The organism is Flavobacterium sp. 140616W15, assembly GCF_003668995.1.
Lineage (GTDB): Bacteria > Bacteroidota > Bacteroidia > Flavobacteriales > Flavobacteriaceae > Flavobacterium.
On sequence record NZ_CP033068.1, the window covers coordinates 1,282,490 to 1,295,056 of the forward strand.

The 12,567-nt window shown below is 30.6% G+C and carries 14 protein-coding genes and 1 tRNA gene; 8 read left to right on the plus strand and 7 right to left on the minus strand.

What is annotated here, in order from left to right:
* Window positions 1-9: 9 nt before the first annotated feature.
* The 5 genes from EAG11_RS05580 to EAG11_RS05600 form a co-directional block, all read right to left on the minus strand.
* The gene (locus EAG11_RS05580) at window positions 10-1,029 is read right to left on the minus strand and encodes a hypothetical protein (protein WP_129538289.1); all 1,020 of its coding nucleotides are present in this window, start codon (window positions 1,027-1,029) and stop codon (window positions 10-12) included.
* A complete protein-coding gene (locus EAG11_RS05585) occupies window positions 1,026-1,823 on the minus strand; it encodes a hypothetical protein (RefSeq protein ID WP_129538290.1) in 798 nt (265 codons plus the stop codon). Before EAG11_RS05585 ends, EAG11_RS05580 begins: the two co-directional genes overlap by 4 nt.
* A gap of 34 nt (window positions 1,824-1,857) precedes the next feature.
* Window positions 1,858-2,355: a hypothetical protein gene (locus tag EAG11_RS05590; protein WP_129538291.1), complete on the minus strand. Its 498-nt coding sequence runs from the start codon at window positions 2,353-2,355 to the stop codon at window positions 1,858-1,860.
* Window positions 2,356-2,543: 188 nt separating this feature from the next.
* Window positions 2,544-3,089: a hypothetical protein gene (locus EAG11_RS05595; protein ID WP_129538292.1), complete on the minus strand. Its 546-nt coding sequence runs from the start codon at window positions 3,087-3,089 to the stop codon at window positions 2,544-2,546.
* 251 nt (window positions 3,090-3,340) lie between these two features.
* Window positions 3,341-4,258 (minus strand): AraC family transcriptional regulator, encoded by a 918-nt coding sequence (locus tag EAG11_RS05600; RefSeq protein WP_129538293.1) that lies wholly within the window; start codon window positions 4,256-4,258, stop codon window positions 3,341-3,343.
* A gap of 342 nt (window positions 4,259-4,600) precedes the next feature.
* Here EAG11_RS05600 and EAG11_RS05605 point away from each other — a divergent pair, with 342 nt between their 5' ends.
* Complete coding sequence (locus tag EAG11_RS05605) at window positions 4,601-5,296, plus strand: DUF2490 domain-containing protein (RefSeq protein WP_164998660.1); 696 nt, start codon at window positions 4,601-4,603, stop codon at window positions 5,294-5,296.
* Between the two features lie 459 nt (window positions 5,297-5,755).
* The gene (locus EAG11_RS05610) at window positions 5,756-6,139 is read left to right on the plus strand and encodes a GreA/GreB family elongation factor (protein WP_129538295.1); all 384 of its coding nucleotides are present in this window, start codon (window positions 5,756-5,758) and stop codon (window positions 6,137-6,139) included.
* A gap of 72 nt (window positions 6,140-6,211) precedes the next feature.
* On the opposite strand, the gene EAG11_RS05615 is transcribed toward EAG11_RS05610, so the two are convergent.
* Window positions 6,212-6,784 carry a contractile injection system tape measure protein gene (locus tag EAG11_RS05615; RefSeq protein ID WP_129538296.1) on the minus strand — a complete coding sequence of 191 codons (573 nt, stop codon included), beginning with the start codon at window positions 6,782-6,784 and terminating at the stop codon, window positions 6,212-6,214.
* 106 nt (window positions 6,785-6,890) lie between these two features.
* Between EAG11_RS05615 and EAG11_RS05620 the strand changes: the two genes are divergently transcribed.
* Complete coding sequence (locus EAG11_RS05620) at window positions 6,891-7,130, plus strand: hypothetical protein (RefSeq protein ID WP_129538297.1); 240 nt, start codon at window positions 6,891-6,893, stop codon at window positions 7,128-7,130.
* Window positions 7,131-7,296: 166 nt separating this feature from the next.
* On the opposite strand, the gene EAG11_RS05625 is transcribed toward EAG11_RS05620, so the two are convergent.
* Window positions 7,297-7,809: an adenine phosphoribosyltransferase gene (locus EAG11_RS05625; protein WP_129538298.1), complete on the minus strand. Its 513-nt coding sequence runs from the start codon at window positions 7,807-7,809 to the stop codon at window positions 7,297-7,299.
* 114 nt (window positions 7,810-7,923) lie between these two features.
* Here EAG11_RS05625 and EAG11_RS05630 point away from each other — a divergent pair.
* The 5 genes from EAG11_RS05630 to EAG11_RS05650 all read left to right on the plus strand — a co-directional run bounded on the left by EAG11_RS05630 (window position 7,924) and on the right by EAG11_RS05650 (window position 12,382).
* A tRNA-Arg gene (locus EAG11_RS05630) sits at window positions 7,924-7,997 on the plus strand.
* Between the two features lie 108 nt (window positions 7,998-8,105).
* Window positions 8,106-8,510 carry a helix-turn-helix transcriptional regulator gene (locus EAG11_RS05635; protein WP_129538299.1) on the plus strand — a complete coding sequence of 135 codons (405 nt, stop codon included), beginning with the start codon at window positions 8,106-8,108 and terminating at the stop codon, window positions 8,508-8,510.
* 371 nt (window positions 8,511-8,881) lie between these two features.
* Window positions 8,882-9,577, plus strand: coding sequence for a hypothetical protein (locus tag EAG11_RS05640; protein WP_129538300.1), 696 nt, complete (start codon window positions 8,882-8,884; stop codon window positions 9,575-9,577).
* A complete protein-coding gene (locus EAG11_RS05645) occupies window positions 9,574-11,916 on the plus strand; it encodes a DEAD/DEAH box helicase (RefSeq protein WP_129538301.1) in 2,343 nt (780 codons plus the stop codon). The genes EAG11_RS05640 and EAG11_RS05645 overlap by 4 nt, the downstream gene beginning before the upstream one ends.
* 88 nt (window positions 11,917-12,004) lie before the next feature.
* Complete coding sequence (locus EAG11_RS05650) at window positions 12,005-12,382, plus strand: hypothetical protein (protein ID WP_129538302.1); 378 nt, start codon at window positions 12,005-12,007, stop codon at window positions 12,380-12,382.
* Window positions 12,383-12,567 lie beyond the last annotated feature (185 nt).

Genomic DNA, 12,567 nt, shown 5'->3' on the forward strand with positions numbered 1-12,567 from the left:
TAAAGAGAATTAATTTGGCATTATTACAAAGTAAACACGGGTGCTATAGGTACCAGGACTAACATTAAGCCCAGGGCTATTTGCGGGTATAAAGAATTTTATATTGTATGTTATATCCTGAGGCGTACTGCTGGATTTAATAGCAACTGGCTGTGTTGTTGTTGCCAGTGTTATAGGAGAAATAATCTGTAATCCTTTATAAGCCATATTAGTACTTAATTGCAATTTAAGGATAGAAAGAGGCAATGTTTGTGATGATGTAGGTGATATAAAATCTCCTGATGCCTCTACTGCTAGTTGCGAATTATAAGTGTTAACTCGTAGCGCATTTGCAATTGTAACCGATTTTTCTACTGCATAATCGGTTGGAGTGCTATAATTGATATTAAATTGTTGAGCACCATTTTGTAGCACAACACTTTGGCTTCCAAAATTTCCACCAAACGATAACTGAAACCTGGCATTTCCCATCGGAGAGGTATAAATGCCTATTAGCTGTTCTGCTCCTTCAGATATTTTATAAAGCTTGAATTCATAAGATGAATTATACATCCCGTTTGGACTCACTAATAATTGATTGCCGCCCTGAACAGTTAAGTTATAGCGAAAGAGCCTGTTTACAGCACCATTTAAATTTACATTGCTATGAATAAGAGTAACCTCATTGTATTTACTTAATTGAAACACCTGTGTAGGTATGTTTATTAGATTTCCATTGGCAGAACCACTATTTTCCTGACTGTTAAACTTTAAGTAGCTATATTGTGCTCCTACAGTATAGGCACTGTTAGAATCATTGGTATAGTCTTGCGTAAGTCTTACGGTGAGTTTCCATTCGTTTACATTCATATGGGGTCCATAATATTGTATAGGAATAGAGATTTGATTATTTAGTGTTTTTCCAGATACCATTTCTGCATAAGTAGAAAACACAGGTTGCCCGCTATTATAGCCACCCAGCATATACTGAGCATTGACGGTATATTGGGCAAACAAAGAAAAATATATGATAATTACTAGTTGTTTCATAGGCTAAATTCTAGTTCTGCAATTTTTATAATATCTTTTTCTCCATAAGTTAAAATTGCTGAAACAGTATAATTCCCTTTGGCAAGGTCAGATGGTAATTGTTGTTTTAATACCCTAATATCTTTAGGAAGCGTATAAAATTCTGATTCTTTTAAGGTACTTTTTTTACCAGTACTATTGTTAAATAGTTCCCATTTTACTTTTCCATCTGTCCAAAGATTACCTTGGTTTTCTATTTTTAATTCAATGATTTTATTCTTGTTATCATCTGCGTAGCTTGTAAAATCAACAAAATCAACAAGAACTTTATTTTCTTTAATAAAACTATGATACACTTTTACGCCCATCCTTACAGTTACTTGTATAGCAGCTCCATTTTGATCTATGGCAGTACCAGGATTAAGCTGGGTAAAGAAAATCATACCTGTATGAACAGGAATAGATGTATCAGCATTGGCAGGGACTTTAAATAGTACTTCTATTTGTTTAGTCTCACCAGGTTTAACAACAAAATAGGAGGTTGGTAAAATTTGTATCCAGTCGGTGCATGAAGTTGGAAGCGTATTTGCTTCTGCAATTTTATTATTACCAGATGGCTCATATTCCCAATCATTAAAAGAAACACCTACTTCAAGTTCCTTGTCGGTAGGGTTTGTTAGGTTAATATATTGTGAGCCCGATGCACCTGCATTTAATTTATAATATAAGCGTCCTGGTGATACAGATATACCTGCCTGAGCTTGTATTTGGTTTACCATGAGTAATCCAATTAGAATCAATATGAAATTTCTCATTTTTTTCATTTTTTAATAGTAGTAAATATACCAATTATTGAGGAATTAACGTATACATAATTGTAGTACTATATGCACCTGCTTCACGATTGAGGTAGCTTGGTGATTTTGTATCAGGTATTACATAATTAACATGAAATCCGCGACCCCATTCACCTGCAGGAGATTTTATAATTGTTGTTGGTAATTTAGAAAGCATAATTTGCGATGCTATCTGAAGACCAGCTGGAGGAGCAGCATTTGAATTAGTAAGGGTACCTGTGGCCGTTTTTACAGTAATTGTATTTACAGGTAATGTAGTGCTGTTTCCGTTATGAGAAAAATATTCTGTGCTTGCTTTTACAGTTACCTCATAAGCAGTACTTGAGCTCACCTTTATATGGTCGGGTTGTTGCCCCGAACTATTTCCTAAAAGAAAATGAGAAGGCTGAGCCATACTTATATTAACTGTAGGCTGAGAAACCTGTATGCTTTGTACTTGCGCAATAGTAACATTAACCTGCGTTTGTGCAGATCCTATGCTTTGTGCCATTGCGGGAATAGAACAAAGTAGCAACAGAAAAAATTTCCATATGTTTTTTGAAGTTTTCAACTCTAATTATGTTTCTAATGGTTCAACAATATCCTCCAGAAGACAATTAATTCTGAAAATAAAATATATTAAAATAGCACTAACCCAAAATTCAGATTAGTGCCATTTTACTAAAAGTTTTTATTATTTTAATTTGCTACTATAGTGTAAGTAAGCAAAGTGCTGTAAATAGCTTCAGGCTTGTTTAAATATACAGGAGCACTCACTGGAGGAATTGTGTACTGTATGTTAAATCCACGAATATCACCTGTAGTTGAAGAAATAATCTCAACTGGAGTAGTTACACTAAGTGCTTGAGCATTTGCAGGGAAAGTTGCGTTTGATCCTGCGTCAATACTACCAGAAGCACCAGAGTAAGTACCTGGAGTAGTTGATACAACAACAGTCGATACTGGAATAACATCGTTTCCTGGTGATGTTAGCTCAGTAGCTGCCTGAACAGTTACTTTATAACCATTAGTAGCACTAACTTTAATGTGGTTCGGCAAAGAACCTGTTGTGTTACCTCCTGTAAAGTTAGCAGCTGTATTCATTCCGATACTAACTGTTGGGTTAGTTACCTCAAGTGAATAAACGTTTGCTACATTTACATTTAGGTTTGTTGTTTGTGCATTAATAGAATTTGCTGACAATGCAATAATTGCAAATGATGCAGCTATCAAAAATTTTTTCATTTAATAATTTGTTTAAAGTTTATGTTCTAAACAGTTAGATTATCTAAGCTATTTAGATGGCACAAAATTACTTTCGTGAATGACGGAAGTCAAAGTCAAAAACGGAGTTTTTAATGTCATTTTATAACAAGGGAGATTATTGTTTAAAATGTAAATAGCAGTATGTTAGGTGTTTACGGCAAGCTATTACGATGTAGAAACTAATTTTTAGGAGATTTTGACAGACATGTTGTTGCAAGTTTTAGCAATGATTACTTAGTTATTGTATTTGCAACTGGTATTGGTTTTTGCTTAGGTATATACACCCGTTTATCTTCAAATTGGGTTCTGTATTGTTTAGGAGACATTCCTGTAGCATTTGTAAAAAAACGAATAAAATTGCTAGGATCAACAAACAGCAGTTCAAAGGCAACTTCTTTAATACTCATAGCAGTGTATCGTAGTAAGCGTTTGCTTTCTATGACGATTTCTTCGGTAATTATTTTTTTAGGAGACTTACCATATATACTATTACATATTTCGTTTAAGCTCTTAACGGATATATTCATTTTATCGGCATAATCCTTTACAAATCGCATATTTCTCAGGTTTTCTTGTACCAATTTCCTGAAATTATTAGCAACATTTACTTCAGATTTTTTAAATGTTTCAATAGGGCTATACGACTTGTCTAATAATCCTTTTTGGGTATAAAGCAACAATCGCTCTACAGTATTATGTGCAAAGTGGTACATTAATTCATTGTAAGGTTGCCTACATATGTGTAATAAAGACTGATGGTGCTGTATAATAGCTTTTTTTAGAGAATTGTGTAATTTGTATTTTAATGCTTGTTGCGAGTTAAAAAAGATACAGGATTCTAAAAAGTCCCTGTCAAGATCGGTGCGACAATAAAATGCTTCTTCAAAACAAACAAGCAACACTTCAAATTCAGATGAGGTTTCTACGCTAAATACTTGGTTTAGACCAATAAAACTACATTCAAATTTATCTAAATGGATTAGATTGTTATCCAAGTTTAGTGTAAGCTCTCCAGATTTTACCCAAAACATTTGGTAAAAGGAACTTCTGAATGACTTATTTAAAAGTGCATTTTCATTAGATTTAATTAAGTGTGCACTAAATCCAGTAGGGTATTGCTTCTTGTCAAGGTTAAGAATTTCAATCATGCTATTTTCTATAAAACAGAATCTATTTCTTAAAGATAAGAAAAATTATACTAATAGATATCAAGGTAGCTATAGAATATAATAAATTGATATTTTATTTAGAATAAACTTAGGGATTGGTAAACTTATTTATTCTTTTGGTTATTTAAAGAAGAATAAAGTAAAAATAGGGAAGAGGATAAAAGTAAATAAATTAGTTTCCCCTAACTATTAAATAAGAATTAACAATGTGAAGAGTTTAACTAAATTATAAATTCTATAAATTAGCGATTTCATTATATAATTCAATCAAATATGCTTTTTAGATTTCCGTTCATTACCTTATTCAGTATCATAATTTTTTTGTTTAACACAACTTTAAGCGCTCAAACGCAACATACTTTTAGCGGTTGGAATGCCGCCTTTTTTACTTACAAATTAGATAATAAATTTAGTGTACATTTTGATGGACAGGTGAGGAGTACAGATAAATTAGAAGATACTCAATCTTTTATTATACGTGCAGGTTTGAATTATAATATAAAAAATAACATGACTACTACAATTGGTTATGCTTATATCGGGAACAATAGAACTGTTATGGATATTGATGGTTGGGTTCCAGAACATAGAATATGGGAACAATTTATTTTTAACCAACAGTTTACATCAAATAATCGTCCAGTGAGTTTGCAACATCGTTTTAGATTAGAACAGCGTTTCATGGGGCAACCTACGATTGATCAAAACGAACTAGTAACTGATAGTTATGATTTTGCGCAACGATTGCGTTATTTTACCCGTTCTATATTTCCACTTTCACCAACAACAAGTTTTACAAATGGCGCTTTTGTAGCCTTGCAAAATGAAGTATTTGTGAATGTAGAAAACGCTCCCAATGGCAAGTTTTTTGATCAAAACAGAGCTTACTTAGCATTAGGCTGGAGAATAAGTCCAAAATTTGATATTGAAGCAGGGTATATGAATCAATTTGTTCTTGGTAAAAATAATAATACTGTTAATAATATAGTTCAATTAGCAGCTTATGTAAGGTTGTAAACGATTCCTTTCTTAGAAGTTCTGTAGTATTATTGCTTTAAAACTATTATTTTAAGAGTATGTGTTTCAAAAAGCTAACTTTTTAGTTTTTTTGATATTTGGCCTTTTTTTTGAGAATTTTTTCTTTCAAAAAAAGGTGTATCTTGCGAAGAATTAATAGCATATTATAATAATGACTACTTCAAATTTTTATTTAACAGATAATCACTTGATGTGCCTTTTGGGTACGTTGTTATACTTGCATGACGATACTTTCTTAAGAAGCTCAAAAGAGTTTATTCTTTAAGCCCTGTCAAAACTCTAGACAGGGACCCCTTTATTTAGACGGCTCAATTTATTTTAATCTTCAATTTTCATTTAGGACCATGGTATCATTGGATCCAAACTATAGAGCTATACGATATTTAATGATGAGTTATATATCATGCCTAATGAGAAATGAAGTAACGCAAGAAAGTTATGTCACAAAATATTATTTTAACAACAGGAATATACGATTTAATTAAAGATCATTTAAGAAGAAAGAAAGTAACAATAGAAGAGGAAATATTATTATTAGCTGAGCTTAAAAAAGCATCTCAGGTTTTAAGAAAAGATTTACCAGAAGATATTGTTTCTGTAAATAGAAAAGTAACTTACAAAGATCACACAAACAACGAAGAGAAAACAGTTGTGTTTGTAGGGCCTCAAAAAGTAAAAACGAGTAAAAATAAAATTTCTATTCTTTCTGATGAAGGTATTGCAATGGTAGGGTACAAGGTAGGTAAACTTATAGAATGGCCTTCTAAGAAAGGCGATTTAAAACTAGAAATATTAAAAGTAGAAGAAGTAGAAATGGCTTAACACACTTTTAAAAATTAAAACATCCCAAAAGAACCTTTCTTTATGGGATGTTTTTTTTATTATCATATTTAATTAATAGGGCCAAATAACATGCAAAGGTTTTTGCATCCAGGGGTATTTAATAATAGAAAATGAAAAGGGTGATTTGTGAATCAATAAGTCATAGGCTCTTTTATCAACAGTTAATTCCCAGCGTTCTTCTTTTTCTATAAGGATCCCATCTCGTACCAACCAATTTCCTCTAAATCCTAATATGGAGGTGTCTCCTACGTTTGGCCAATGGGAAATGGCGGCACTAATAAGTCCATTAATTAAATTTTTTTGATCTTCTGTAATAGTTATATTCTCTATCACAGGTGTTGTTATGGGTAATCCGCACAATACTTTATTTAGAGGTAATGAGGTTTCTTCTGTTTTGGTTAACCCGGTGACAACATATTGCAAATAATGAACAGCATTTAATTGTGAACTACTATCTTTAAATTGTTTTTTTTCTAATAAATCCAGTCTGTCTATTAACATTTCTATATAATTATTCAATAGTACAATACCTGCATTTTTAACCGTGATGACATTTATATCTTTTTGAGGTGAAAGTATCTTTGAGTCCGTTTTCTGTTGAAATTTTGTTTTTGTATTTCGCATTGTATTTCCAGTATCATTTTTGACTGAATAGGTATTACAAATCAAATATACTAAAACTCTTAAAATTAAAAACAGGTATAAATACCTAAAAAACAATTCTTAAACTGTGGTATTAATAAATGAATATTCCATTAGTCAATCTGAATGGACAGCATTATTACAATATATTAATTATCCAAATCAAAAATCAAAAATCAAATTATTTGCTTCAATTTATTATGCTCTGTTTGTGCTCCTTTTTTTTGCATCAAGTTTTCAAAAGGTAGGTAAACTTATAGACTGGCCTTCTAAGAAAGGCGATTTAAAACTAGAAATATTAAAAGTAGAAGAAGTAGAAATGGCTTAACACACTTTTAAAAATTAAAACATCCCAAAAGAACCTTTCTTTATGGGATGTTTTTTTATTATCATATCTTGATACAAATACAGCATAAGGTTTCGCCGCTTCTAAAAGGCATTATAGTTAATTCTAATAATAGTATGCTCTAGATATTTTAAAAGCTTTTAAAGCCTTAATATGTAATTGCCGCAAAAATGGGATTCTCTTTTATTTTCTCTCTTCCATTTAAAAAGGAAAGTTCCATCAAAAAGTTGCATTGTACAATTTCGCCACCTAATTCAGTTACTAGATCACACATCGCTTTGGCAGTTCCGCCTGTGGCTAAAACATCATCGTGAATTAATACTTTGTCACCTTTTTTAATAGCATCAATATGTATTTCTAATGAATCGGTGCCGTATTCTAAGTCGAATTCTGCTGAAATAGTTTTAAAAGGAAGCTTTTTTGGTTTCCTTACAGGTACAAAACCTGCATTTAATTTTTGTGCAAGTAACATTCCGAAGAAAAAACCACGACTTTCAGCTCCAATTACCTTGTCTATTTTTTGACCTTCTAAAGAATCTAATAAAATTTTAAGCGATTCTTCCCTCGCAATGGGGTCATTTAGGAGTGGAGTGATGTCTTTGAATAAAATTCCTTCTTTTGGAAAGTCTTGAATATCACGTATATAATTTTTTATCTGCATTTTTTTTAATTTTTCTGTTATTTTTTGCTTGTTTATCTAACATTTGTTCTTATATTTGCACCCGCAATGAGCACACAACAAAGCTACAAAAAAATAGCGGAATTGTAAACAAAAGGCCTCGTGGCGCAACTGAATAGCGCACTTGATTACGGCTCAAGAGGTTACTGGTTTGAATCCAGTCGAGGTCACAAAAAAATCCCATTTCTTACGAAGTGGGATTTTTTTTTATCTTTGAAATTCACTATTTTTAATCCAAATGGCTTTATCTTTGAGTCTTTGGAAAATTGATATTCATTATGGAACAGAAAATACATCAGGGAAGAAACGTAAAACGTTTCAGAGAAATGCTTAACATAAAACAGGAAGCTTTAGCTTTTGATTTGGGAGAAGAATGGAACCAGAAGAAAATTTCTATGCTGGAGCAGAAAGATGTAATTGAAGATAGCCTGTTGAAACAAATATCAGCTGTATTAAGAATTCCAGTTGAAGCTTTTCAGAATTTTGATGAAGAACAAGCAATAAATTTTATTTCGAATAATTTCGATAATGGTGCAATTGGTTTTCAGAAGAATGATAATTGTACATTTAATACAATTGATAAAATTGTTCAATTATATGATGAGAAAATTGCATTATATGAGCGTATGTTGAGAGAGAGAGATGAAATGATGGTGAAGCTTGAAAAATTAATCAATAAGTAATTATTTATAGAAGATATATTAATTTACAAAGAGACTTTCGAGTCTCTTTTTTTGTTTTAATAGTATTTGCGAAGTCCAAAGACATTCGGACAGCTTTTCATAAGAACTATTCGGAGAGCGGGTTTGCTATAGAGTTACCAAGGCTAGACTTAAACCGTTAAAAATTTTATCTAATTAACTTAATTTGTTAAAATCATTTTGTAATTCAATATGAGTTTTATTTTATCATATAATTTTTCATAAAACATATTTAAATCAGGTGTTTTTACTAAGTTATTTATTCGAAATATAGTTGACTTTTGTCCTACTTATGGAAAACCGTAAAATATTATCTATGAAGAACTATATCTTCGTTCAAACTTAACTGATATATGAAAATAAACGTAATTGATAAAAAAAAATATCCTGACTTATCATCAGTTTCTTCTTGCGAAATTAATTGCATACATATACAGATTAGTAATTTTAAACCAATTATTCAAGAATTTCAAAAAACTATTACCGATACAAGCTGGATTAATGCACTTGATGAATTATCGAAAATGGCATTTAAAGCAAATGCAACAAAAACTATCGATAAGATAGTAAATGATATTATCGCTAAAGTAACAACCAGTCTTACTGTTGATATTGGGGAATATATTGTATCCTATGCTGCGCAAAGTGCATTAGAAATAGAATTTACTCATACTAAAATACCATTGGCAGAATTGTTAAAAGAAAAAATATCTGGTAATCCTGGGTTTGATTTTCATTCAATAAGTTCAAATAAATATTTAATTTTTGGAGAAGCAAAGTTTAGTATGGAAGGAACACCTAGGGCTAAAGCTTTAGATCAAATCGGTCTTTTCATTAATGACCGCGATCATGCTGAATTGTTATGGTTGAAACCATTTTTGGAAAATGACACTATTACTCACATTGCTAATGGACATAAGGGCTACACTGCCGCTTTTTCATTTAATGGAAATAATGTTCTGACAATATTTAATAATGCCTTAAACTCAGATATAGTAAAAGAAGTAATAAAGCACAAAGAACTTTACCTAATAGCAGTTGAGATATGATCAATGAACATTTTTTTAATACAAATTTCAAGATAGAGATTATTGATGAAATTTTATATGATTTTCATAAAAACGGTCCTGTTGACCAAAATCATTTAGAAACACTATCCTATTTTAAAAAACTTCAACCAGATTCTTTCAAAAAATACGAATCAAAATTGATGTTTTTAATGGGACTATTTTACAAGACTGATGAACCAAATTCATTTTTTGAAGCAATCTATAATTCTTATGCGCAGGCAATATTAGAAGATACTGGGCATAATTTTACACCTGTCCAAGCTGATGCATATAATTCAATTAAAAGGTTTACAAACTTTTCTTTCTCGGCTCCAACGAGTGCAGGAAAATCTTTTCTGTTTCAAGAAATTATCAAAGAATCTCGCGGTGATATTATTATTGTAATTCCTTCAAGAGCATTGCTTTCCGAATATTTAATTAAAGTCAAGAAGCTTGTATCAAAAGAAACCCTTGTCTTAGCATTTATTGAAATAGTAAATACAAAACGAACAAAAAATCGGATTTTTATAATTACTCCAGAAAGAGGAGAAGAGTTATTTAAGAATTTAGATAAATTAAATATTGAATTAATTTTATTAGATGAAGCTCAAATTTCAGAAGAAGGAATTAGAGGAATGAAATTTGATTCTTTTGTTCGGAGAGTTGATAAAAAATTAAATAATGTCAAGAAGGTTTTTACGCATCCTTTTGTAATAAATCCAGAAGCTCAGTTTTTAAAACATAATATTGAAAATAATACTGACTACGAGACATATAATCAAAAAACAGTTGGAAAAATCTATATAGAACATTTTAAAAATAAATTTAAATATTTTTCACCTTTTGAAGATAAAATTGGAGGAAAGAATGTTGATGGCAATATCATTAAAGAAATTATCCTAAAAAATGGAACTGCTTTAATTTTTATATCAAAATCTAAAATCTATGATGGTAGTTTTATGGATACATATTCTGAATATGTCGATCTGTGTGAAGATATACAGAATGCAGAAGCCTTAACTTACATTAACAAATTAGAAGAGTTTTTTGGAACAAAAAATGATAACGAAAAAAAATCATTATTAATTTATTTGATGAAGAAAGGGATTGTTATACATCATGGTTCAATTCCTTTAAAAGCAAGATTAATAATTGAGGATTTTGTAAACAACAAGCACGCAAAAATTTGCTTTTCAACCTCCACTTTAATACAAGGAATTAATATGCCTTTTGATCTTGTTTGGATTAACAACTTCACATTTAATGGTAATGAAGATCAGAAAACTTTAAATCTGAAAAATTTAATAGGTAGAGCAGGCAGGACTACATTGGAAAATAATTCCTTTGATTATGGATATGTTGTGATCGAAAAAAAGAATAAAAAACTTTTTATTTCAAGATTAAATAAGGAGTCTTCTTTGTCAGAAACATCAGATCTTGACATAGAAACTAATAGTAACAATGAAGACTTTGCTGATATAGTTGATGCAATTAGAAATGATACTTTTAATACTGAACTGCATTTAACGGAAACACAAATTGAAAGAATAAACAATTCAAATATTGAAGAAGATATTAAATTCATTTTAGATAATTTTTTAAATGCAGAATCAAAACCTTTAACAGTTAAAGAATATTATCATCTAAAGGAATCCAAAAGGAAAAAAGTAAAAAAATCATTTGAAAATATTTATAAAGTTCACTTGCGAAGACAAGATTTGACAATGGGTGAAAAAAATGTACTAAGCACCTCAATTCCTGTTTTGCTATGGTTGATACAAGGAAAATCATTCGCAGAAATTATTTCTTTAAGATATGCATTTCTTTCAGAGAAGGATTTTCGAAGAAAATCTCGTAAGCAACTTATTAACAAAGAAATATCGTTAAAGGAATATCGAAAATTACTAAAAGAAAAACAAGTTCGATATTCTTGTATAGCAAACACTTTGCCTGATATTAATTTTAAAAAGGGAGTTCCATTATTTTCGAACAATACGCATCTAGATGATGTTGATTTTGATAAAGTTGTTTATGACACATACGATTATATTGACAAAGTTTTATCGTTATCAATAAAAGATCCTGTTTCTAGTGTGTTTATTTTATATTATCAGAAGACAAGAGATAATAGGGCAATTGTATTGAGTAATTATATAAAATATGGTACAAATGACGATACTGAAATTTGGATGTTGAAGTACGGATTTACCTTTGATGAAATTGATGAATTAAAGAAATATATTCAAAAAATTGATGAAACCGAAATTATATTTAAAGAATCAATAAGCGAATATATATTAGATGAAGATAACTACAAACTGATTGAAAGATATTTATAAAGAAACCATAGTAATGGCTTTACCAAATCTTGCATGAAACACATATAAATAGCCTAAAGTGGCTATTTCTTAACTAAAAACCGAAAAAATGAGCTTAAAAATTTACAGCGTGAATAATTCAAACAATCCTGAAAGTGAGATTATTAGATTCAAAACTTCAACAAAAATTAATTTAAAAGGATATGCACTAATAGATAAGACATTTAGTGATGAAGGCAAAGTTTCCAATGAATTTCGACATATTTTTATTTTTCCAGACCTTGAAGTAAACCCAGGCGAATTCGTCAGGTTATATACAGGGAAGGGAAAATATAAAAAAGAAAAACATTACAAAGACAAACATCTTATACATTTTCTTTATTGGAATTCTGAAGAATGTGTATGGAACGACAAAGGTGGCGATACTGCAACTTTAATTACATATAATGTGGTTGATAGCAAAGTAGTCCCGGCGGTTGAAAAATAGAACTAAAAACGTAATGTGATACTGAAATTTAAAAGCTAAAATCCCGATCGCGCGGATTTGTAATCCGTGCCCACAAAGTATATCTCAACAGATTAAAAAAAATCTAGTTTTTATTAATATAGGAACGGGCACGGAAAGAATTTCCGCGCTATCGTTGCGCATATCTGAGCGATCGGGTTTAACGG